At 58.7% G+C, this 21,327-nt stretch carries 22 protein-coding genes and 1 riboswitch; of the genes, 3 read left to right on the top strand and 19 right to left on the bottom strand.

All coding sequences use genetic code 11. From position 1 onward, the window contains the following. The first annotated feature begins 129 nt into the window (after nucleotides 1-129). Nucleotides 130-1,068, top strand: a complete 939-nt coding sequence (locus CA51_RS22745; RefSeq protein WP_145123437.1) for a glycosyltransferase family 2 protein — start codon at nucleotides 130-132, stop codon at nucleotides 1,066-1,068. Nucleotides 1,069-1,160: 92 nt separating this feature from the next. On the opposite strand, the gene CA51_RS22740 is transcribed toward CA51_RS22745, so the two are convergent. From CA51_RS22740 to CA51_RS22655, 19 genes are all read right to left on the bottom strand, one after another. Continuing rightward, the gene (locus CA51_RS22740; protein ID WP_145123436.1) at nucleotides 1,161-1,814 is read right to left on the bottom strand and encodes a histidine phosphatase family protein; all 654 of its coding nucleotides are present in this window, start codon (nucleotides 1,812-1,814) and stop codon (nucleotides 1,161-1,163) included. Then, a complete protein-coding gene (locus CA51_RS22735) occupies nucleotides 1,811-2,623 on the bottom strand; it encodes an adenosylcobinamide-GDP ribazoletransferase (protein WP_145123435.1) in 813 nt (270 codons plus the stop codon). Before CA51_RS22735 ends, CA51_RS22740 begins: the two co-directional genes overlap by 4 nt. Next, entirely contained in the window at nucleotides 2,623-3,672 is a 1,050-nt protein-coding gene (locus CA51_RS22730; RefSeq protein WP_145123434.1) for a nicotinate-nucleotide--dimethylbenzimidazole phosphoribosyltransferase, read from the bottom strand. Before CA51_RS22730 ends, CA51_RS22735 begins: the two co-directional genes overlap by 1 nt. A gap of 15 nt (nucleotides 3,673-3,687) precedes the next feature. Beyond that, on the bottom strand, nucleotides 3,688-7,815 hold the full coding sequence (gene cobN, locus CA51_RS22725; protein WP_197451410.1) for a cobaltochelatase subunit CobN: 4,128 nt from the start codon (nucleotides 7,813-7,815) through the stop codon (nucleotides 3,688-3,690). Between the two features lie 116 nt (nucleotides 7,816-7,931). Next, on the bottom strand, nucleotides 7,932-8,285 hold the full coding sequence (locus CA51_RS22720) for a DUF2149 domain-containing protein (RefSeq protein ID WP_145123432.1): 354 nt from the start codon (nucleotides 8,283-8,285) through the stop codon (nucleotides 7,932-7,934). Then, entirely contained in the window at nucleotides 8,282-8,764 is a 483-nt protein-coding gene (locus tag CA51_RS22715) for a MotA/TolQ/ExbB proton channel family protein (protein WP_145123431.1), read from the bottom strand. The genes CA51_RS22720 and CA51_RS22715 overlap by 4 nt, the downstream gene beginning before the upstream one ends. Then, a complete protein-coding gene (gene bluB, locus CA51_RS22710) occupies nucleotides 8,761-10,503 on the bottom strand; it encodes a 5,6-dimethylbenzimidazole synthase (RefSeq protein WP_145123430.1) in 1,743 nt (580 codons plus the stop codon). Before bluB ends, CA51_RS22715 begins: the two co-directional genes overlap by 4 nt. Next, nucleotides 10,500-11,486 carry an adenosylcobinamide-phosphate synthase CbiB gene (cbiB, locus tag CA51_RS22705; protein ID WP_197451409.1) on the bottom strand — a complete coding sequence of 329 codons (987 nt, stop codon included), beginning with the start codon at nucleotides 11,484-11,486 and terminating at the stop codon, nucleotides 10,500-10,502. Before cbiB ends, bluB begins: the two co-directional genes overlap by 4 nt. Nucleotides 11,487-11,491: 5 nt before the next feature. Next, nucleotides 11,492-12,289 (bottom strand): ABC transporter ATP-binding protein, encoded by a 798-nt coding sequence (locus tag CA51_RS22700; RefSeq protein ID WP_145123428.1) that lies wholly within the window; start codon nucleotides 12,287-12,289, stop codon nucleotides 11,492-11,494. Next, nucleotides 12,286-13,290, bottom strand: a complete 1,005-nt coding sequence (locus tag CA51_RS22695) for a FecCD family ABC transporter permease (protein ID WP_145123427.1) — start codon at nucleotides 13,288-13,290, stop codon at nucleotides 12,286-12,288. Before CA51_RS22695 ends, CA51_RS22700 begins: the two co-directional genes overlap by 4 nt. Continuing rightward, nucleotides 13,291-14,286: an ABC transporter substrate-binding protein gene (locus CA51_RS22690; RefSeq protein ID WP_145123426.1), complete on the bottom strand. Its 996-nt coding sequence runs from the start codon at nucleotides 14,284-14,286 to the stop codon at nucleotides 13,291-13,293. Next, nucleotides 14,283-14,951: a bifunctional adenosylcobinamide kinase/adenosylcobinamide-phosphate guanylyltransferase gene (gene cobU / locus CA51_RS22685; protein ID WP_145123425.1), complete on the bottom strand. Its 669-nt coding sequence runs from the start codon at nucleotides 14,949-14,951 to the stop codon at nucleotides 14,283-14,285. Before cobU ends, CA51_RS22690 begins: the two co-directional genes overlap by 4 nt. Continuing rightward, complete coding sequence (cobO, locus tag CA51_RS22680; protein ID WP_145123424.1) at nucleotides 14,951-15,565, bottom strand: cob(I)yrinic acid a,c-diamide adenosyltransferase; 615 nt, start codon at nucleotides 15,563-15,565, stop codon at nucleotides 14,951-14,953. Before cobO ends, cobU begins: the two co-directional genes overlap by 1 nt. Beyond that, a complete protein-coding gene (locus tag CA51_RS22675) occupies nucleotides 15,555-17,126 on the bottom strand; it encodes a cobyric acid synthase (protein WP_197451408.1) in 1,572 nt (523 codons plus the stop codon). Before CA51_RS22675 ends, cobO begins: the two co-directional genes overlap by 11 nt. Further along, nucleotides 17,119-18,174, bottom strand: a complete 1,056-nt coding sequence (locus CA51_RS22670; protein WP_197451407.1) for a DUF1559 family PulG-like putative transporter — start codon at nucleotides 18,172-18,174, stop codon at nucleotides 17,119-17,121. Before CA51_RS22670 ends, CA51_RS22675 begins: the two co-directional genes overlap by 8 nt. Before the next feature lie 170 nt (nucleotides 18,175-18,344). After that, a riboswitch (cobalamin riboswitch) is annotated at nucleotides 18,345-18,568 on the bottom strand. A 19-nt stretch (nucleotides 18,569-18,587) separates the two neighbouring features. Then, the gene (locus tag CA51_RS22665) at nucleotides 18,588-18,779 is read right to left on the bottom strand and encodes a hypothetical protein (protein ID WP_145123422.1); all 192 of its coding nucleotides are present in this window, start codon (nucleotides 18,777-18,779) and stop codon (nucleotides 18,588-18,590) included. Nucleotides 18,780-18,831: 52 nt separating this feature from the next. Beyond that, the gene (locus CA51_RS26430; RefSeq protein ID WP_261343039.1) at nucleotides 18,832-18,957 is read right to left on the bottom strand and encodes a hypothetical protein; all 126 of its coding nucleotides are present in this window, start codon (nucleotides 18,955-18,957) and stop codon (nucleotides 18,832-18,834) included. 13 nt (nucleotides 18,958-18,970) lie between these two features. After that, nucleotides 18,971-19,531: a hypothetical protein gene (locus tag CA51_RS22660; protein ID WP_145123421.1), complete on the bottom strand. Its 561-nt coding sequence runs from the start codon at nucleotides 19,529-19,531 to the stop codon at nucleotides 18,971-18,973. Between the two features lie 85 nt (nucleotides 19,532-19,616). Beyond that, nucleotides 19,617-19,826, bottom strand: a complete 210-nt coding sequence (locus tag CA51_RS22655) for an RES family NAD+ phosphorylase (RefSeq protein WP_145123420.1) — start codon at nucleotides 19,824-19,826, stop codon at nucleotides 19,617-19,619. Between the two features lie 313 nt (nucleotides 19,827-20,139). On the opposite strand from CA51_RS22655, the gene CA51_RS22650 reads away from it, so the two are divergent. Both CA51_RS22650 and CA51_RS22645 read left to right on the top strand, forming a co-directional pair. After that, nucleotides 20,140-20,541: a hypothetical protein gene (locus CA51_RS22650; RefSeq protein WP_145123419.1), complete on the top strand. Its 402-nt coding sequence runs from the start codon at nucleotides 20,140-20,142 to the stop codon at nucleotides 20,539-20,541. Between the two features lie 71 nt (nucleotides 20,542-20,612). After that, nucleotides 20,613-21,224, top strand: a complete 612-nt coding sequence (locus CA51_RS22645; protein ID WP_145123418.1) for a tetratricopeptide repeat protein — start codon at nucleotides 20,613-20,615, stop codon at nucleotides 21,222-21,224. The last annotated feature ends 103 nt before the right edge of the window (nucleotides 21,225-21,327 follow it).

Here is a 21,327-nt window from a genome sequence, read left to right as displayed (position 1 = left end):
TCTGAATTGGATTGATTGCGTTGTCTTGCATCGCGTTCCGATCAAATCCGCATAGTGCGAGCGACAACATTTGAGGCCCGCCATTCAGGTCCATCCGCTATCTCAAGCGATGTGTGTCAGGAGGTAAACGTGCCACGTTTATCGATCATTATTCCGCTGCGATCCCATTCCGAAGACTTCGAAACCACATTGGTTTCCGTGCTGGAGAATCGTCCCGATGATTGTGAAGTGATCGTTGCCCACGACGGCAATTATGAAGACCCCTTTGAACTGGCCGGTGAGGTTTGTTTTGCTGTCGGTAACGACTGCACGCTGCTGAACCTCGTGCGGGCGGGCAGCGAAATCGCCACCAGTCCAATCGTTCACGTGTTGGCGGATGGCTTTCAAGCCACCTCCGGCTGGACCGATTCGATCGACGAAACCTTTGCAGATCACGACGTTGCTTGCGCTTCGCCGTTGGTTTGCGACATGGACGATCACGATCTGATCCTGGCTGCCGGTTGGACCACCAATGCGCTGCGGTTGCGACGTCCGATCGCCCACGGTGCGACGGCGGTTGGCCGCTTGGAAGCAGACCGGATCAGCGGACTGTTTCTGGCTGCATCGTTCTGGAGAGTTTCGGCGCTCCGGCAGTGCTTAAAAGCCAGTTCGGTCGCCACCGCAGTCGACTTCGAAGCCTTCGCATCGCGGTGGGTGAAGAAGGCGGCTTACGATATTCAGATCGCTGGCGAATCGCGAGTCACGACGTACGAAGATGCCGTCGAGATCGAGAGCGTTGGATTCCGCACGGGATATCAATTGCAATCGGCTGGCCCAGCTAGCGGTGCCGCGGCAACGATCGGTTTTGCGATGCTGTCTTGTTTGACTCAGCCGCATCGGATCGGAACCTGGACCACGGCAGCAGGCCGGGTTGCAGCGTCGATCTTGGCCGGCAAGCGTCGACAAGAGATCGATCGCGATCTGCGAAAGCTTGCCTCGGCGTCGATCGAATCGCCCCAGGCGTTCGAGGAATCGCAGCCGCAGACGCTGGCATTCCCCGTCTCCGAACCGCTTCGCCGCGCAGCGTAACGCTGTGCCGTTGGCGTCGGACAAATCAGGGTTTCCATTTGAGGTATCAGCCGGCACGCGTTAGCGTCCGGTTCGCTTGGACAGCCGGCACGCTAACGCATGCCGGCTGTTTGTCGGTCGATCTGCCAGCGTGTTTGCTCTCCGCTGGCGATCTGTCTCACCCGGATCGATTCAAGCGTGCCGATCGTGTACGGCTGCCATTGTGTCGGTGGTTTTTCGTGTATATGACCTGCCAACGCTGCGATCGGGCCGCTGTGCGAGACGGCGATCAGAGTTTTCGGTCGATCGTGGCCATATGGATTCAGTTGTTCGCTGAACCACTGGGCGACGCGCGCTTGCATCTGGGAAGTGGTTTCGCCGCCGGGCGGTCGATAGTGATCGGGATCTTCGATGAGGCCATCGAAGTTGTCGGGATCGCTTGCGTAGGCGGCGTCCCAGGTTTGTCCCTGCCAATCTCCGTAGTCGCGCTCTCGCAAGCGATGGTCCTCGATGCAGGGAACTGCGCCGCCGTACGCTTGGGCGATCTCTTCCGCCAAGAATCGGGTGCGTGACAGGCCGCTGTGGAAGATGACCGACGGGTGAAAGCGTTCGCTCAGCTGTCGAGCTGCCTGCCGAGAGTCGCTGTATCCCTGTTCGCTCAGCGAAACGTCCATCGCACCGTAGCAGATCCCCTTCCACTGCGGATCGACGGCGCCGTGACGCACCATGATGACTTCTTGAACGAGGTTTTCTTGTGGGACTGTCATCTTGCTGTCGCTCCGATCGTGACAACAAGTTGAATCAGGAATCCGCTGGCCCCCAATAAGTCGCCTGTGGTGCCACCGATCCGCCGCATGATCTTGCGACGAAACCAAGTCAGGGTTATCGCCGATACCAACATCGAAGCTGCGGCGCACGAAGGGGACAGCATCAACCAGGCACTCCAGAAAGGAAGGCTCGCCAGGGTGGCTGCGATGACTGTCTTGAGCGTCTGCGAACCGGCGACATCTCGGGCTTGCGAAGCGCGATCGTCGATGGGCGACGTCGTGGCCATCATCACAACGATCGCGATCCGTCCGATCGCTGCCGCGGCGACGATGGCAACGATCGACCAACGGATGTCCGTTTCTCCCATCGCAGCGATCGCCGCGGCGCGGGCCCCCACGCCGGCAACCAACGCGATGGTTCCATAGGTGCCCAGCCGGCTGTCCTTCATGATTTCCAGCACTTGGTCTCGCGTCCATCCACCACCCAACGCGTCACACGTATCGGCGAACGCATCTTCGTGGAACGCGCCGGTCAGCAATGCTTCGAAACCGACCGCGACCAACGCGGAAACCAACGCGGGGACTCCGGCCAGCAGAAGAGTTGCAAAGGTCACCGCCGTGAAGAGCCCGACGAATCCGCCGACGATAGGAAAGAAGAGGACCGATCGGCGAAGGGCCAGCCGGTATTGGTCGCTCGAAAGCTGTCGCTGACGAAAAATCGAAACGCGGGTCAGGAACTGAACCGCGATCACAAAGCATTCCCAGGGCGAGCAGGCTTGCCGATCGCTGGATTGCGTTGGTTCTGACATCACAGTTCCAGCTCGCCAAGAGTAGCCATCTCGCAGAGCATTGCCGCGGCAAGATCCAGGATCGGCAATGCGGCGATCGCACCGGTTGCCTCTCCGAGCCGCATTTGCAAATCGACAATCGGCATCAGTTGCAGCTTCGCCAGCGCCGCATTATGCGCAGGCTCCGTCGACCGATGTCCGGCAATCATTTGAGCTCGCGTTCCGGGATGTATCGCATCGGCCAGCACCGCCGCCGACGTCGCGATCACGCCATCGATTAAGACGGTCCGACCTGCCTGGGCCGCTCGAGCGTAGAGACCGGCCAACGCGACGATCTCCAGTCCGCCAACTTCGCATCCGATTTGTTTTGCATTCAGTGGTCCCATCGCTCGCACGCGTTCGATCGCCGCTACGACGACCTGCTGTTTGTGGGAGAGCTGTTGATCGTCGAGCCCCGCGCCGCGACCGACGATTTCGGCAACGTTGGAACCAATCTCCGATTCGCAAAGCAGGCCGATCAAACAGGTTGCTGCGGTCGTATTTCCGATCCCCATTTCGCCTCCGATCAGCACTTGGCTGTTCTCGGCGATCGCCGCTTCGGCTCGTTCGACGCCGACGTCCCAAGCATGGTCGAAATCGGATTCCGCCATCGCCGCCTCGCGCAATAGATTTGCGGTGCCGCGTCGTTTGGCGGCATCCCGAAGCGACGTGGCGGGAACCGCATCACCGCTGTTGTGGATCGATTGCAACAGACCGACGTCGACGACTTCGTAGTTCGCGTCCAACGTTCGCGCGAAGACTCCGCTTGCCGTACGCCCGGTCTGCATCACCTTGACCACTGCGCCGGTCACCTCGCTGGGCCACGCCGTGACTCCTTCACACGTCACCCCATGGTCGGCGGCAAAGACCGTCACGTGTCGTGGACGCGTTTGGGGGTGCAGCGTTTGTTGAGTTTCGCAGAGCCGCGTGGCCGCGAATTCGATCATCCCCAGACTCCCCGGCGGCTTGCAAAGCTGGGCGAGTTGGGATTGGATCGCGTCGCTGTCGACGCGCGGTGTCGTATTTGTCATGACGTGTTCTCCTAGCTATTTCACAAGCCGGCGATGCTGCAGAAAGGCACCGATGATCACAAGCAACAAGGAGAGGCCGAGCATCATCGCGGCGTTCCAGTTGGTGACTTGTGGCGAATCATCGGCCGCGTCGGTCGGCCGCAGTTCCTGTCCCTGGACAAACTTTGTTGGTTCAGGTGCTTCGGTTTCGGATGTTTGTGGTGTGACATCTTGTGTCGGTTGCGGTGTTGTTGTGGCTTGCGGTGGAGGAACCGCAGCATCCGCGGCGAGTTCCGATGGCGATAGCTGCTGGGAAACGAACTCGGCAACCAGACGATTGCTTTCGATCAATTCACTGGAACGTGTCGCTTGGTGGTAGGCGGCAAAGAGAGTCTGCTGAGTCTCCTGGTCGGGTTGCCAATAGTTCAACCGAACGGCATCCACCATCCGTTCCAGCACCTGTGCCAAAGCGTGTTGGTTGTGTTCTTGAAGCCACTGCCGCGTTCCCAATTCATATTGATCGTTCACATAGGTATCCAGCATCGACTGCCACTGATCTTCCCGGACCGATTCGGGCGATGTGACTTGCCATCCCCACAGAAACTGTGTCGCCTTTAAAACCTGCAGAGTGCCGCTGTATCCTTCGGCCTGTTGCGCCTTGATCCATTGCGGGTGCAGGTACCGCGATTGCATCTCTTTAGCGATCGCGCTGGCGGCGGAATCGAGGATGACTTCGGATTCGTCACGCAAATTTTGCACATACAGTTCAGGCGACTTGTCGCCACCGGCAGCGCGAGCGGCAAGGGCGAAGCCACCGAGATAGGCAAATGGATCGTCGCTGGTGAGGACGCCGTAGGTGTGCGAGGATCGCGACAGAAAAGCTGCATCGACGCCGGCGACCTGTTTGACAAACAGTTCCGATGCCGCGACGCCATCGAGTCCTTCGCCGTAGGCGTATCCCATGCGGTTAACGAACAGGCTTGCCATCTCCGCGTCGCCGCCGTTGGCTTGTTGATGTTCCCAGAGGTCGCTGGCATAAGCGGCGTCGTTTAATCCGGTGCCGTAGTTTCCCGATTCGTTGGAGAAGACGCGGGCGGTCGATTGACGCTCGGCTTGTTCGTCGGTTGCCCCGTCGGCGATCAATTGCTCTCGCAGCGAACGGGCATGATCGGCAACGAAGTTCGCCCCTGCTTCGGCATCGTCGGAATCGGAGTTTGTTGACTCGAGATTTGCCACCATCACGACAGCTTCGTCGATCCACTTTATCAAATGGGGAAACTGGTCGCGGTACGATCCGGTGACCGACATCAGCACATCGATTCGAGGACGTCCGAGATCCGAATCTTCAATCAGTTCGATGCCCTGCATGCGGCCGGTATCGTCCCATCGCGGACGGACTCCCAGAGCGTGAAAGATCTGCGATTCCATCACGCCGTGGTGCCGCATCGTTTCACCTGCCCACATCGTAAATGCAATCTTCTGTGGAAAAGCGTTGTCGTGCCGCAGACGATAGCTTGCGATCCAGTCGTCCAAGACGCCGACGCCGATCTCCCAAGCTTGCCGCGTGGGGACTCGCGAGGGATCGAAGCCGTACAGATTTTTTCCCGTCGGCAGGCTGTCGGGATTGCGTACCGGATCGCCGCCGTAGCTGGAAGGGACGTGTCGGCCATCGAGTGCGGCAAGCAGAGCTGGGATTTCATTGTTGGTTGCCAACAAGGCATCGAGTCGCTGCGCTTCGAGCGCAAGTTCGAGAAGCACGGCTGCGTCCAACGACTTTCCCGCAGCGCGGTTGGGGACCGAGGTGTGCTTGCTGGAATCGAGGTTGTCGATCTTGCGGAGATCCAGTTGCGAAGCGGCTTGCGGATCTTCCAACGCCAATCGCAGCCAACGCGCCGGGCGTGAATTACCGACCTTGTCGGCATCCAGGAGGAAGACTTCGTCGATGTCTTCTCCCAACGCCTCGATCAACCGCTTCCTAAGCATTTGCATGACCATCCCAAAGCGTCGCTGTTGATTGGGCACCTCCCCCAGCACCGCCAATCCCTGCGGTTGTGCGGTTTGAGCGATGTCATCCAAATAAGGGTGCAGGACCTCCATGAATTCTTCGAAGTTGCCAGCGATCCGATCGGTCGACCAACCGAGGTCGCGATCGAGATTGTGTTCGGCGAAACGATCGACAAGTTGTTTCTCCATCTGCTTTCGAACCGGCCCGTCGGCGATCGTTTCCCAGTCGTGCATCAGGTCGTGCATCGCGTGCAGCCCCGGCCGAAATCCGGCGGGCGAGAACATCGGCGTCATGTGGCTGATCATCACCGCTTGGGAACGTCGCTTGGCCGTTGTGGCTTCACCCAGGTTGTCCATGATGTAGGGGTAGATGTTCGGCAGCGAACCGAGTGCAAGCAGCGGATCGTCGTCGACCGAAAGGGCTCGTTGTTTGCCGGGAGCCCATTCGAGCGTTCCGTGCGTGCCAAAATGGACGACTGCATCGGCATCCAACGTCTCTCGCAAATACAGATAAGTCGCCAGGTACTTGTGGCTAAGCGGGACCGCCGAATTGTGATTGATCCGCTGCTTCCGCAGTTCGGTCTCCGTCGCCGCAGTCACCTCATGGCGGAGCGGTTGTGGGATCACGTGGATGTTACCCAGTTGAACGCCGGGAATTACAAAACCGGTCTCGCCCGCGTCGGTGCGGACGGCCGCTGAGCGTGGATCGCCCCAGTGGTTCTCGATGCGCTCTCGAGTCGCCGCCGGCAGTTGGTCGAACCACGATTGATATTGCTCCAACGACAGAAAGCCAGCTTTTCCGGCTGCTTGCTGCGCGACCAAGGCGGCAGGATCGTAAAGTGCTCGCAGCGACGATTGGACCGCCGATGTCAGGCTTGCTTCATCGATCGTCTCGGTTGCGTATCCCGCCTGCTCCATCGCAGCAATCGCGTTCACAAGACTCTTGGGAACATTCAGGAACGAAGCGCCGAAGTTGTTTTCGCCTTGAGGATAGTTGTAAACCATCATCGCGATCCGTCGCTCGGCCCGCTGACTTTGTTGCAGTCGGCAAATCTCGGCTGCCCGATCGGCCAACGCTTCGATCTGTTGATCGATCGGTTCGAGTAATCCTGTGTCGGCGTTGCGAGCCGATATCAAGACCGGGGCGATCATCCCCGCCAATTCGCTCGATGCGTAATAGTAGGAAACGTTCGCCATCGCGAGGCCATCGTCGCTGGCATCCCATTGATCTGCGTCGCGCTCAAGCGAAGGCAATGTCTGCAGCACCGGCACGCCGATCCGCTCCAGTTCGACCTTGCGTTCGGCGGGGCGAAAGATCAACGCCGCATTGATGATCAGGTCGGCGAAAGCGACAGCTTTCCCCTCCTCTTCGCGGCAAGTCATCTCGGTAAATAGCCGGCTGTTCTGTCGCGGCCCGTAGAACGCATAGCCATTGATGTCGCGCTGTTTCAGCGCCGCGAGGATCGCATCCAACCAATGGGTATCGCCCGAGGAGAGGGTGGCTGGGTTGATCGCGATCGCGACAACCGGTTTGGCTGAGTCGGAGAGCTTCGTCTGGATGACGTCTCGACTTGTTTCGATCTCGGTCCAGTCGGGGTGATAAAACCCCTGTTCTGGAAACGCTACGGCGGCTGGCAGATCGGCTGCGGGTGTGTTGCTGAGATCGGTCGCCAACGCTGCCATCAGATGCGACGTGTTGGCTTGGCCGCCGTATCGGAAGTATTGGCGAATCCGCTCCGCGGCCGCTTCGGAAACCTTGTGTTGGCTTGCTATAGAGGCCGCCTGTATCAGCTGCCCCCGACGCACGCGATCGAGTCCCGGCACCAGGATATAGGGGAGATCGGACTTCTGGATCTCCTCCGCCGATTTGGAAACGATCGGCGTCAGCACACTCTCATGAGCAACATCCAACAGGACCAAGTCGGCCTGTTCGATCTCCGATCGCATCGTTTCGGCGTCAGCTGAGTCGGCTGCCAAAAAACGCAAATCGACCGGTGCCTCTTTCGTCGCCGATTGCAGCGTTGCGATCCGCGCCGGCGAGATCAAATAGGAATGCAGGACCAGCACCGACTTGTCCTCTTCGTCGGCGAACGCTTGCCGGTTGCAGGCCATGCAAAGGCCCGACGCCAGGGCGATCGCGAGGATCGAACCGGTGGACAACCAGGGGCGTCGAACGTTTTGTAAAACCAAGGAACACCGTTCTGTGTGTGAATCGTAGCGTGACAACCGAGAGCCTTTGAGTGCAATGTGTCGAATGAAGTCGTGTTGTGATGAGGTCATGGTTGGGATGGATGTTCGTTGTCCGAAGGGCTCGATTTGGGGACGTAGACCATCGACCCGTCCTTCATGCGATAGGCGGTGCCGGCTTCGGTGCCGTTCCCTTCGGAAGACAGCCCCGTCGACTGAAAGCGTGACAGTTGTTTCCCTTGCTTGACGATGATCTCCATCGTCGGCTTCCCCTCATCGCGAATCAGCGTGAAATCGCCGCTTGCCAAATCGGCCAACGGGTGATTCATCAACGCGATCATCAGGATCGCCAACGCGACCAAGAAGACATCGACCAAATTGATCGATGAGAGCATCGGATCGCTGTCGTCACTGCTGAGGATTTGGATACGGCGTCGGTTCATGTCGACTCCGGTTCGCTGGTTTGGGATTCCATCCAATGCGTCAATTCCTGCATTAACCATCGCCGCCGGATGGTATAGATCGCAAACGTGATCGACGCCGCGACCAACGCGATGATCACTGCTGCAAACGCGCCCCCCATGCTGTTGGCGGTGATTTGCGACTGCCCCGACGACACGGCGGCAAGCGCAGGCCCAAGAGGGATCATCGTCGCGACAAGTCCCAGCATCGGTGCGATCCGGCTGCACAGTCGCAACCCTTCCAGCTCGCGAAGCACAAGCAGTTCCATCGATTCGAGCGAACCGGTTGCATTGGTCGGAACGACCCAATGCCGCTGCGGCAGCCGCAGTCGCAGGAACGCTTCGATCAGGAAGCCGCCGAGTTTGAACAGCGCGTAGGCAAACGTGAACAGCACCAGCAGCAGCACCGGCCACCAGAACAGTTGTGCCATGTCGAACAACAAATTTTCGATCGATGTCATGAATGAGTCCACAATTGGTTTGTCTGCATGCGTTCTTCCCAGCCGGCCAGCTCAAGCGTGGGAATCTCTTGGGCGGGATCGCTCGGGTACCCTAAGCACAAATAGGCGATCAATTGCCAGTGATCGGGGACCGCCAGGATCTTGCTGATGCGATCCGGTCGAAGGATGGAAACCCAGCCGACACCTACGCCGTCACAGCGGGCTGCCAGCCAGAGGTTCTGGATGGCGGCGACGACGGAATAGACAACCGTTTCGGGCATCGTTTGCCGCCCCAGCCCACGCCCTTGCGACGGTTCGGGGACAACAAAAATAGCGAGCTGTTCGGGGGCTTCGCGAAGTCCGGCGAGCTTCAGTTTTTGATACTGCTGGCGTTCGGCATCCTCGTATCCGCTTGCTGCCGATTCGTTCTGCAATTCAAACTCCGCCGAAACCCGCTCGCGAAGCGATGGTTGATCGACCGACAGGAATCGCCACGGTTGCGACAGCCCAACCGAAGGTGCCATGCAGGCGGCTTCGATCCATTGAGCCATCAGCTGTGGGGCGATGGGGTCGGTACGGAAGCGTCGCACATCGCGTCGCAGGCGAAACAGTTGGTACAGCTGGGAACGAAAATCGTCTCCCCAAGTCGGCGCACTGCCGGACTCAACCGCATCGCTTGGCGTCGTGGCAATCAGCGGGCGGCCGTCGATCGCGGCGAGCAAACGGTCGGTTGCCGAAGCGTCACCGATCGCGATCCGGACATGCTCGGGAAGTCCAAACGAAGTGCAATCTCGCACCAGGACACCGCTTGATAACAATCGATCGCGAAACGCCGTGGCATTTCCTACCGGCAGCATGAAGAAACCGGTCTCGCTGGAAAGTGGATCGTAGCCGCGTTGCCGAAGTTCGCCGATCAAACGCGCTTGTTCGGTTTGTAGACGCTGCATCGCGGCATCGTAATGGGGCTGCGACATGAGCGCGGCGACACCGGCGGCTTGGGCAAGTTCGTTGACCGACCAAGGGATGCGTCGCGCGGTCAACGCTTGGATCTGCGGCTCCGATGCGACCAGGTATCCCAATCGCAGCCCAGCCAACGCGTGCGACTTGGTCATCGAACGTAGGACTATCAAGTTTGCGGCTTCGTTTCCGACAAGACTCTGCGTCGACACGGAGAAATCGATATACGATTCGTCGACAACAAAGGTCGTTTGCGGAAAGGACTCCACCCAATGTTGGATCACCACAGCGTCGATCCGTTGCCCCGTCGGGTTGTTGGGATTGCAAATCCAGACCAGTCGCGGCGGCTGACTTTCCAGATCGTTCTGGAGCGCTTCGGTGGGAACTGCAAACGCTTCGGACGCGTGCGAACGCACTTCATAGGCATTCGCACCAGCGATCCGCGACGCCCGCGCGTATTCTGAAAAAGTGGGGCCGACCACCATCGCGCGGTCTCCGGAATCCAACAGCGTGCTGGCGACCAAGTGAATCAATTCGCAGCAACCGTTTCCCGCCAAGATGCGATCGGTAGGGATCTGGTGTCGCGCTGCCAGCGCATCCAACAACGGACCACAATCGCGATCGGGGTAGTGCGAGAATTGGGATGTCCGGATCGCATTCTTGACGCGTTGCGGATGGTCGACAAACAACAGGTTGCTGCTGAGGTCGAGCACATTTCGCGGATCGATCTGGCGGGCTTTGAGTTCGTTCGAATCGATGCCACCGTGGTGCTCTTCGCCAGTCGATGCTGGGGGCGCTTTCATGGAGTGCTCCTGGATGGAAGGAACATTGCGATCTGACAGGATGCAGATGCGAGAATCACGGCAAGCCAAACCGTGCGCCGGAACAAGACCAGCATTTGGGAGATGTCAGCACGAGTTGGCGGCGGGAATTCCCAACCCAGCCGATAATGGTTTCGCTTTTCAAGGCAGACCTCCAGCAGTCCCGCAGCGACGCTCATCGGATGCCCTGCGTTGGGGCTGGCAGTCGCGCGGGCATCGCGGAGCCACGTTTTTAATGCCGACGACGCTTCGCGGCGAAATGGATTGTTCGCAGCGATCATCAGAACCGCGGTGATGCGTGCGGGGATCAAGTTCAGGAGATCGTCGAAGCGAGCAGCTGGTTTTCCGAGCCACTCCAATTCCGTTGTGCGATAACCCAACATCGCATCGCAGGTGTTGGCAAAGCGATAGATCAAAACGCCTGGCAAACCAGCGGTAACATAAAAGAAGAGCGGGGCGACAATCGAATCGGACGTATTCTCTGCGACCGATTCGATCGCGGCGGCCGATATCTGCGACGCGGATAAATGTTCGACGTCGCGGCTGACCAAGTGATAGGCGAGCTGCGTTCTCGCCCGCGGAATGTCCTCTTGGCTGAGTGCCTCGAAGACCGATTGTCCAGCACGATAGAGTGCCGAAATGCCGAAGCACGATTTCAGCACCAAGGCTTGCACCAACACGACGATCACCCAGGCGAACGGTTTTTGGAAAAATTCCCCCGCGATCATTCGCGAGCTTCCGACCTGGATGATCCAACCGACCAGTCCAACCAGGCAGGAACCGACGACAACGATTGCGATGCCCCACAAAAAACGGAGCTTGTTGCCGTTGCGATTTTCGCAATCGCCGGGGCATCTCTTTTTCGCCCATGCGATCAGCGATCCCATCCAAACGACAGGGTGGAAACGGTTGGGCGGTTCGCCCCAACGAACGTCCAGCAAAACAGCAATCAGAATTACAAACATCGGTATCATCCCGGTGACCTTTCCTGGCACAACGGGACGATTAGCGGCGTGTCGTGGATGGGGTGCTTCGCAACGGTCACACGGATGCCATAGGTTTGGTAGATCAAGTCCTCGGTAAAGACCGACTCGCAATCCCCCATCGCCAAGACTTGCCCGTCGGCCAACAAGGCAACTCGATCGGCGAACATCGCCGCTTGATTCAAGTCGTGCATCGAGACGACGGCGATCAGATTCCGCTCTTTTGCCAGCTGGCGAACTTGGTTCAAGCAGTCGTATTGATGTTTTAGATCGAGCCCGCTGGTCGGTTCGTCCAACAGCAGGACCGAAGCGTGTTGGGCGAGCGACCGCGCCAAGATCGCTCGTTGCAACTGGCCTCCCGACAACGTCGTGACCTGCCGATGATGAAGCTGATGCATGTCGGTGACCCGCAGCGCTTCGTCGACCGCTTGTTCGTCATCCTCGGTCAACGGCATCAACCAACCGCGATGAGCAGCTCGGCCCAGTCGAACCATCTCGCGAACCGAAAGCCCTGCTTCGCACCGCTCCGACTGTGGCATCAACGCGACGCGTTGGGCAATCTCGCGCCGCGACCACGCTTGCATCGGCATGTCGTCCAGCAGGATCTCGCCTTGCTGAGGCACCAATTGCCCAGCCAGCAGACGCAACAGCGTCGTCTTGCCCGCGCCGTTGCCGCCCAACAACGCCAGCACATCGCCATCGGCAAGATCCAGCGACAGGTCGCGAATCACGTCGTTGTCGCGATGGAACCCAAAGCGGATCGATCGGGCTGACAGAGTCGTCATGCGGATGCTCCCGTTCGGCGGCTGAGTAATAACCACAGGAAGACAGGACACCCTAGGAGTGCGGTGACGATGCCGACGGGCAGTTCTGCCGGAGCGATCACCGTTCGAGCCACGGCATCCGCCAGCAGCATCAACGTCGCCCCGATGCAAACGCTCATCGGAATCAAAACAGCATGTCGAGGTCCGACGAACAGCCGCGCCATGTGAGGTGCGATCAGACCGACAAACCCGATCACTCCGGAGGCGGCCACGGCGCCCGCGGTCGCCAAGCTGGCGGCGCCGATGATCAACCAGCGGAATCGGGACAGGTCCAATCCGAGTGATTGCGAGGCGGTGTCGCCCAAGGCGAATGCGTCCAAAGGCCTCGACAGTAAACCGATTCCGATCATCCCTGCGCCACCCAAAGTGGCCGCCAAGATCGCCGTTCCCCAGTGGCTGCTGGCAAGCGATCCCATCAACCACGACAGGATCACAACCGCTTTTTGGTCGAACAAGAACATCAGCGCCGATACGATCGCATTGACCATGCTGCTGATCACCACTCCCGCCAGCAACAGCGACGTCGTGGAGGTGGTTCGCGCCAAACTGCCGACGATCAACACCAACATCACGACCCCGACCGAACCAAGCATCGCAAGCGAGGCGACCGCGCCGATCGACCAGATCGATGCCCGCAGACCGCAGATCACGACGATCGCCACCCCCAGCCCTGCCCCGCTCGATGCGCCGATCACATACGGTTCGGCCAATGGGTTGCGGAACAGTCCCTGAAAGCCGACACCGGCTGCGGCAAGCGATCCGCCAACAAATGCGGCAGCCACGATTCGCGGCAGACGCAGCTGGAACAAGATCGCGCGGTCCGATTCGCTTAAGCTAGCTCCGCCGGTCGCCGCAGCAAACAGTTCGCTCGGCGAGATCGAGGTGGCTCCCACGAGGCAGACGCAAACCGCCACAACTAGCATCACCATCGACGCAAACAGAATGTTCCAGCGAGCTGACATCTAGGGTGCTACCTTCGTTTGGTCGGTTGCATCCAACTGCAGGTCCTCGCGTGCTTCGGGGTATGCCGCCACGATGATCTCTGCCAACGCATCGAGAACTCGCGGTCCACAGCGAGAGATCTCGTCGCCCGAGATCAAGTAGATTCTCTGGTTGGTCACGGCGGTGATCAAATCCCAGCCCGGTCGGGAGCGAATCTCCGCGAGGTCGACTTGCTCAAAATGGGTTGTTGGTGCCAGGATCAACTGGGGATCGCCTTGCAGTACCGTTTCGGAACTGATTCTTGGGTACCGAACCGCCGTGTCGGAAACGATGTTTTGCAGCCCCGCCATCGTCAGCAATTCGTCGATAAAGGAATCCGGTCCCGCGGTCATCAATGGATCGTCCCAAACTTCGTAGAAGACGCGGATCGGAGGATCGTGTTTGACGCGCGAGACGACGTTCAACAGATGCTGTTGTTGGTTTTGCATCCTGCTGACCAACGCTTCGGCCTCCGCGGTGCGGTCGGTCAACTTTCCGATCCACCTCGCCTCTTCGAACAACTCCTGCAGATTCTTGGCACCAATCGCCATCGATCGGACCTGCAACCGATCCAGTGATTCGATCAACGGTTGATGATAGTCCCATTTGCAAAGCACCAGATCCGGCTGAGCCGCGACGATGACTTCGGCGCTGATGCTCTCCAGCGTGCCGCCGCCAACGCGTGGGATTTCGAGTGCTGCGGGGGGGAAGTTGCAATGTTTGGTTGCGCCGACAACCGAGTCGCCGAGTCCGAGGGCGAACAACAGTTCCGTGGTCGCCGGTGAGAGGCTGATGATTCGCTGTGCGGGTTGCTGTGCCGGAACTTCGCGATCCAGGCGATCGGAAATCGTTTGGACGCTCGCCGACGGCGAGGTCTCCGGTCTGCTGGACGTTTCCTGGCGACAGCCCGCGGCAAATGCGAGCAGCGTTAGGAGAGGCAGCAACCAAAATCGGAGCGTACGATGAGCGTGGTTCATTGGACTGCTCCGTTGGCGAGATGTTGGATCTGTTGAGCCGCCTGTTCGGTGGAGGATGCAATCGCTGTCGCGTTGATCGCCAGTCCAGCGACCATCCAGTAGGTTGTCGCGTCGGAGGCGGCGAGGCGTTGGTTCGCCAAGCCAAGCAGATCGCGAAACGTGCGTCCCAGCGGATGTTCGGGGACGATGCCACAACCGACTTCGCCCGAGACGATGATCAAATGTGTCGGTCGTTTCGCAGCGACCTGGATCAATGCATCGACCTCCGCGATCACGCGGGCTTCCAAATCGTGGAGCCCACTTTTGGAGTGGTCGCCGTCGCAGATGACGTTGCTGACCAACAGGGTCAAGCAATCGACAAGCACGACGCTTGCCAGATGCGATGTCTGCAGGATCGCTTGTCCCACGTCCCGTGGTTGCTCGAGCGTTGACCACGCCGACGGACGCGACCGCCGGTGATGATCGATGCGGCGCGTCATCTCTTCGTCGGCCGGCTGGTCTTGAAACGAAGCCTGTGCGGTGGCAACAAACAGCACGTCGTCGCCGCCGATTTGCGCGGCGAGGTCTTGCGCAAACCGACTCTTGCCGCTCCGCACGCCTCCGAGAACCAGCGTCACCGAGCCGGCCGGACCGGAAGATTGATCTTGCTCGTCAGCTTGCGACATCAAAACTCGACTCCACGTTGCGGTTGGATGCCGTGGGCATACGGATGTTTGATGACCTTCATCTCGGATACCAAATCCGCGATCTCGATCAGTTCCGGACTGGCGTTGCGGCCGGTCACCGCGACGTGCAACATCGGCCGCTTCGCCAACAATTCGTCGACGACCACCGACGCGGGGACGTAATCGTATTTGGTTGCGATGTTTAATTCGTCCAACACGATCAGGTCGAACGACGGGTCGCGCATCAGTTGGACCGCCTGCTCCCAGCCTTTCATCGCGGTTGCGATATCGCGCTCGCGGTCTTGAGTCTTCCAAGTGAACCCTTCGCCCATCGTGTGCATTTCGATCGGCATGCCGGTTGCGGAGATCTGTTTGATGAATTCGGCTTCTCCCGTTGGGATCGCTCCCTTGATGAACTGCACGATCCCGACCTTCATGCCTTGGCCGAGGGCGCGGATCGCCATCCCAAACGCTGCCGTCGATTTGCCTTTGCCCGCACCGGTGTGAACGATCACCAGCCCCTTTTCCTTGGTGGCGCTGGCTAGTTGCCGATCTTTGATCTCGTTGATCCGAACCATCCGCTTGCGATGTTCTTCGTTGGTTTCATCCGTCATGTTGGGGCTCTTGTGGAGGGGAGGATTCGAACACAATGTCCATCAATCGATCAAAGTCGACGTGTGCCTCAAAGGCATTGGCGAGCCGATCGAGAGAGTGTTGCAGTTGGTCGTGCGATGAGAGGGCTTGAGCGGGGGCGGGCGAGATTCCTAGTTTCCGCAACAATGCGCTGCGCCACGGATCGTTGTGGAACAGGCCGTGCAGATAACATCCCCAGATCCGGCCCCCGGCGGCGCTGGCACCATCGACGGCGCCCGCTGCTTCCGAAGGTTCTTGGGCGTCGGTCTTTTTCAACCAAGCGGATTGAGTTGCTGTTTGGCCGTGGTGAATTTCGTAGCCGACAACTGTCTGTCCTTGCATCCCTTGGACGACCGATTCGTCGAGGACTTCAAACCGAACCTGGCGAGTCTGTTTGGCCGCTCCGAAGGTGGTCTCGGCATCCAGCAGGCCCAGTCCTTCGACGCGATGCGCTCCGCCTTCCAGACCTTGCGGGTTGTTGATCTGTCGGCCCAGCATCTGATAGCCACCACAGATGCCGATGATGTGCGTTTCCTTTTCCGACAATTGCTTCACTCGATCGGCTAGCCCGACGTCGCGCAACCATTTCAGATCGCCAAAGGTGTTTTTGGTGCCAGGCAGGATTACCACATCGGGATCCCCCAGATCGCTGCACGAACGAACGTAGCGCAGCCGAACGTTGGGTTCGGCATCCAGGGGATCGAAGTCGTCGAAGTTGGCGATGTGAGGCAACCGGATGACGGCGACGTCGACGCGCCGGCCTTCGTCTGTCTCGCTTGAAGGATCGCTGGGCTGGGCCAGACAGTCCAGCGCCACCGCATCTTCTTCGGGCAAGTGCAGCGATCCGATCCAGGGGAGAACGCCAAGCACGGGAACTTTGCCGCGCTGCTCCAGGATCTCCACTCCCGAATCAAAAAGCGAAAGATCGCCTCGAAACTTGTTGACGATCAGCCCCCGCACCAGCGCGCGGTCTTCGGGCGACAGTAGCCACAGGGTGCCGAGCAATTGCGCGAACACGCCGCCGCGTTCGATGTCGCCAACCAGCAAGACGGGAGCCTGGCAGTAGCGGGCAACCGACATGTTGACCAGTTCGACGCCCGCCAAATTCAACTCTACCGGGCTGCCAGCCCCTTCGATCACGACAACATCGTTGTTGGCCCGCAGTCGGTCGAGAGCCGATGTGACGATGGGCCACAATTGTTCGCGGCGTTGAAAGTAATCGGTCGCTTCACGCGTTTGCGTCGGCTGGCCATTGACCACAACTTGCGAACGGGTCTGCCCTTCGGGTTTCAATAAAACCGGGTTCATGTCCAAGCTGGGGGCCACGCCCGCGGCAATCGCTTGCAGTGCTTGCGACCTGCCGATTTCGCCTCCGCCGCTGCAGACCGCTGCGTTGTTGGACATGTTCTGCGCTTTGAACGGTGCGACGCGTAAACCGCGTCGAGCGAAGCAACGGCAGATCGCAGCCGTCAACAGGCTCTTGCCCGCCGACGAACTGGTTCCCACGACCATCAACACTTTGGCTTGCGGCGGATCAGTCAATCGAAACGACCTCCCGCCCATTGCGGCTGACCAACGCAACAAGCTGCTCGATCGGGAGCGATTCGCTTATAAACCGCACCGCCCCATCGGACATCAGCACATTGGCTCCGCCGGGATGGAACGCATAGACCTCGTTGTCGTTGCTGCAATTCACGCTACACAGACCGGGACGAATCGCGGTGTTGCCATCGGGTTGGGATCCGTACACCAGAAACCCTTTGTTGTGGCTGGCCCAGACGCCACCGGTCGGCAGGGGCCGCGTCACGCTGGAGCTTCCGCTCCATGTTTTGGGAGTGGCACCGTCGGGTACCGCACGTCCGTTTTGGTACAGCACAGGCCGTCCGGCACATTCCACCAGCAAGACGGTGTTGGACAAGCCGTCAATGATTTCAGCCAATCGTACGGCGGTTGATTTGAGCACGCCGCAGTTGCTTGGATCGGAGAGTTGCTGCTGTGGTGGAAGCGTTGCACTCAGCTGCGATCCGACACCGCCGACGTTGGCGTAGTCGGTGGTGGCGCCGTAATAGGTGTCTCTCGCGGTGAGCGAATAGGTCGACGAACCGTTGGGATAATCGACAAGCACCGTCCACTCAAACCCAGTGCGATCGGGAGCCGATGGGCAGCGAAGCATTGGGACTTCCGTCGACACCGCTTCGAGATTCTCCGGGGCGTGCCAGTGATAGTCACTGTCGAAGGAACTGAAGAGTCCGTCTTGTTCGATGAACGGCAGGATCGACGTGAACCAGCTGCCCCGCTGCGTCGTCCACTCTGCACCCGGCCCCGGCGATGACGACTGGGACGGGAAGACTCGGAACGCCGATTCATAGTTGTGAAGCGAGAGGCCGATCTGTTTTAGATTGTTGCTGCATGACATCCGTCGTGCAGCTTCGCGAGCTGCTTGGACGGCGGGCAATAACAGGCCGACGAGGACCCCGATGATGCTGATCACGACCAAAAGTTCAACGAGCGTGAAACCGCGTTTTGAATTTTTGGCGAGGCTGGTTGGGGCAACTGCGTACGAAAACTCGTGTTTGATGGAATGGGACATAAGAGATTTGGGCGTCGTTGGCCACAACCGCACTCTTGCCATCGCGCTCGAAAGCGCAGCGGATGAGAGACGAGGATGGGCTGTACGCCAAATTGGTCACTGCAAGAAAATCATTCCGATCGAATGGGATGACATTCGATCGCGACAACCGCCTCAATCCGAGAAGGCACAGAATCATCTTGTGCGAGGTAGGTCTTCTGACTCACCACCGTTTCGATAGCTCCACGCCTTCTCACTCGCTAACCGAGCAATGGCCAAAAGAAGAAGCAATCGATGCAACCCGATTGAGGTTGCCAGCGGCACACAGCGGCCGGACCGTCCCGGAATTTCACCGGAGTTCCCTGTTCACGGGCAGTGCAACAACACTCCCGTCACCTCGAACGGCCCGAGTATTATCGATTGCATGGCTGTCGTCAATCGTCTTTTCTTATAAGCCATCCACCCCAGGTGGGAGGGTGAGTGTCGCCTTGGTTGGCGATCGCGACGCAATAACGATACAGCTTTTTGTTGTCGAACTGATCCTTGGCCTCTTTGAACTCCAGCCTTTGGTGTTCTGATCGGGACGACAGCCATGTATCAATCTGTTGTGGCGAGGTGATATTCATGCGGGAACCTCAGTGGGCTGATCCAGAAGGACATGGCATGAGCGGCAAGTCGCTAGCCCAACCAAAACTCGCGGCTAGCCCCTTGCGGCTCACGAGTTTCGCCCAACTTCCCACCGCTGGCGATCATTTGGTCGTTGCTGTCCTGCCCGAAAGCGGATTCTTTGGAGTCAGCGTTCATTGCAATCTTTTCATTATCCCGGCATACCTGTTTGCAACTCGAACACCATGTCCCAGAGTCGATCAATTTCGCCACGCTCGATGACCTCGACCGGTTTCAATCCATCGAAAGACTCGTTGGGAGTCTGGAACCATAGGCCAAGCGATTCGGGGTCAACCAAATCGCCTAACGCTTCCCAAAGCCGATAAACTTCGTTGTAAGGTCGTATCAACTTGTCGGCGTCAGCGTTGCCCGATTCTACTTTGGCAATCGTTCGCTCCGCCACGTTCACGATGCGCCCGAACATTTGCCGGGGCATTCCTAAACGATCGCGAAGTTCAAGCTTTTTCACTTGTCCAACTTGAAGTAGTCCTTGTCCCTTGAGGCCGCGTACTCCCGTGCTGACGATCACGTTTTTAGCACCGGAGCGATTTCCAGAAACAATCGTACCGTCGGTCGACACTGTTTTCAGCGACACCGTTCGCTTGCCCGTTTTGCTTGATCGTGCCTGGACTTTCCCCCCTCTCGCGGTCGCTCTTTTGGTTGGTCGGTTCTTTGCCGTCTTTGCTCTTGGCGTACGCTTTTCGGTTGTCATGCTCGAATCCTCCTGTTGTATTCTATCGGACGCAAGCAGATCGGCAAGCATTATTTCCTGCATTTGTGCATGCTTGAATGCGTCTTCACGTCGGCAGTTGGTCGCTGCCGAGAATGTCGATCTTGCTGGTGTTGGAGAGATTCTGGGGAAAGATGACAATGTTCTTGCCGTCGATCTTTCGCGCAGAGGCAACAATTAGGGCCTCGAATTTTGCGATGCAGGAACCTCGACCAATGGCTTGAGTCCAGGACTCCTCGCCCACTCTTTGCAAGGCTCTCCAGTCTTCCTGGATCAACGTCTTCTAGTCGAATCCTAACGTTTTCCGGATCTTGGAGTGGGTTAGGTCAAGCGTTTTGCTTAGCTCGACTTTTGCCGCCGCAGTAACCCGCGGCGTAATCGCCGGCACACGCTGGCGTGGCGTTCTCCTGTGAAACCGGACGCTAACGCGTGCCGGCTGATACCTCAAATTGAAACACTGAATTGCCCAGGGCCTGCGATCATTCGCTCTTGCCGTTGGGAGCTGCGGGCCGATAATAGATGATGTATGCGAAGCCTTTTAATTTCATGTTCCATTTCGGCTGCGCTTTTCCTCTGCTCGCTTTCTTACGATGCCGCGTCAAGCATCTCCTCGCGATCTTAAACCTGTAGGGGCTCAGCCCTCGGGGAATCGCTGCGCCGCCGGGCCGGTGATCGGGTTGCTGATCTGCGTCGCGGTAGCTCAAGTCGCACCGCTGGGGATGCGTCCTGCGTCTTCGCGCGGTGGAGCTGCAGAGCAGGCAGCGATCGATGGTGCGGTTGTTGCCAAACCGTACCTGAGAGTCGAGCTGCCCAACGGTGCTCAGCAGGGCGAGTTTCGACAGCAAGAGGCCAAACCGTTTGGCAACGCGGTGGCGCTGCTGGACTCTGTATCGAGCCGATGGAGTTCGTTGGCGATAGCGGCATCCTCTCAGCGATCGATGCTGGGCTGCGGCGCGACGCTGGTCGGGCTGAATGTGCGTTTGCAGATTTAAACAACCTCCACGGTCTGTTTGAAATCTGTTTTTATCTACGCATATTCCTCTTTCTATAGAGAGCTGTCTCGATGTCTGCGCGCAATTTATCCAACGTATCGAAGAAGAGTCACGAGGGGGCGAAGAAGCACCCCAACCAATCGCAACTGAGTCCTACCAAAGCCGGGTTCAAGCATCAGGTCTTTGAACGCGTCGCCAGTCTGGTGCGGGAGTCTGATTACGAAGAAGCTGTCGAAGTCCTGCGAGCCGCCGGTTTTGATATCCAGATCCGCAACGCCTTGGGCGTCTGCCTGATGCGGGCGGGGCGACCCGAGGAAGCTGTCGCCGTCTTTCGTCAGTTTGTGTTGCAAGCCGACGGAGTGTCCGAGCGAAAAGAGCTGAGCAATGCCTACAAGCGAAACTTCGCAACGGCGCTGCTGATGAAAGGTTCCCCGAGCGGTGCGGTCTCGGTGTTAACGGAGACCCACGAGCTGGATCATCCGATGGCGGTGCGGATCTCCGGTGCGATTCGCAGTTGGGCCAAGTCGCTGTCTTGGTGGCGGCGATTCGACTGGAAGATCAACGGGATCGAACCGGCAAACTGCCACGTCCCGCTCGACTTCGAGCCGGGGGAGTTTGATTTCGAGACCGTGGTCCGCCAGCAGGATCTGCCGCGCGACGGGCGATTTGGACTCGCCGTCTGATCGACCGCGGATCGCTATCGATACCGGTTAGCCCCGCGCGGTTGTAACCGCGCGGGATTGGCGGCGTTGGTTTGACGCGAGCCGCCAAATTCGCCGCGTCGTG

This window comes from Rosistilla oblonga (genome assembly GCF_007751715.1).
Lineage (GTDB): Bacteria > Planctomycetota > Planctomycetia > Pirellulales > Pirellulaceae > Rosistilla > Rosistilla oblonga.
Note: the sequence above shows the minus strand (reverse complement) of the source record. Positions and strands in the feature narration are given on the sequence as shown.

Bases quoted from the DNA above. Each gene is read 5' to 3' on its own strand.
- CA51_RS22740 (WP_145123436.1), bottom strand. From the start codon at position 1,814: ATGACAGTCCCACAAGAAAACCTCGTTCAAGAAGTCATCATGGTGCGT.
- CA51_RS22735 (WP_145123435.1), bottom strand. From the start codon at position 2,623: ATGTCAGAACCAACGCAATCCAGCGATCGGCAAGCCTGCTCGCCCTGG.
- CA51_RS22730 (WP_145123434.1), bottom strand. From the start codon at position 3,672: ATGACAAATACGACACCGCGCGTCGACAGCGACGCGATCCAATCCCAA.
- CA51_RS22720 (WP_145123432.1), bottom strand. From the start codon at position 8,285: ATGAACCGACGCCGTATCCAAATCCTCAGCAGTGACGACAGCGATCCG.
- CA51_RS22715 (WP_145123431.1), bottom strand. From the start codon at position 8,764: ATGACATCGATCGAAAATTTGTTGTTCGACATGGCACAACTGTTCTGG.
- bluB (WP_145123430.1), bottom strand. From the start codon at position 10,503: ATGAAAGCGCCCCCAGCATCGACTGGCGAAGAGCACCACGGTGGCATC.
- cbiB (WP_197451409.1), bottom strand. From the start codon at position 11,486: ATGTTTGTAATTCTGATTGCTGTTTTGCTGGACGTTCGTTGGGGCGAA.
- CA51_RS22700 (WP_145123428.1), bottom strand. From the start codon at position 12,289: ATGACGACTCTGTCAGCCCGATCGATCCGCTTTGGGTTCCATCGCGAC.
- CA51_RS22695 (WP_145123427.1), bottom strand. From the start codon at position 13,290: ATGTCAGCTCGCTGGAACATTCTGTTTGCGTCGATGGTGATGCTAGTT.
- CA51_RS22690 (WP_145123426.1), bottom strand. From the start codon at position 14,286: ATGAACCACGCTCATCGTACGCTCCGATTTTGGTTGCTGCCTCTCCTA.
- cobU (WP_145123425.1), bottom strand. From the start codon at position 14,951: ATGTCGCAAGCTGACGAGCAAGATCAATCTTCCGGTCCGGCCGGCTCG.
- cobO (WP_145123424.1), bottom strand. From the start codon at position 15,565: ATGACGGATGAAACCAACGAAGAACATCGCAAGCGGATGGTTCGGATC.
- CA51_RS22670 (WP_197451407.1), bottom strand. From the start codon at position 18,174: ATGTCCCATTCCATCAAACACGAGTTTTCGTACGCAGTTGCCCCAACC.
- CA51_RS22665 (WP_145123422.1), bottom strand. From the start codon at position 18,779: ATGAATATCACCTCGCCACAACAGATTGATACATGGCTGTCGTCCCGA.
- CA51_RS26430 (WP_261343039.1), bottom strand. From the start codon at position 18,957: ATGAACGCTGACTCCAAAGAATCCGCTTTCGGGCAGGACAGCAACGAC.
- CA51_RS22660 (WP_145123421.1), bottom strand. From the start codon at position 19,531: ATGACAACCGAAAAGCGTACGCCAAGAGCAAAGACGGCAAAGAACCGA.
- CA51_RS22650 (WP_145123419.1), top strand. From the start codon at position 20,140: ATGCCGCGTCAAGCATCTCCTCGCGATCTTAAACCTGTAGGGGCTCAG.
- CA51_RS22645 (WP_145123418.1), top strand. From the start codon at position 20,613: ATGTCTGCGCGCAATTTATCCAACGTATCGAAGAAGAGTCACGAGGGG.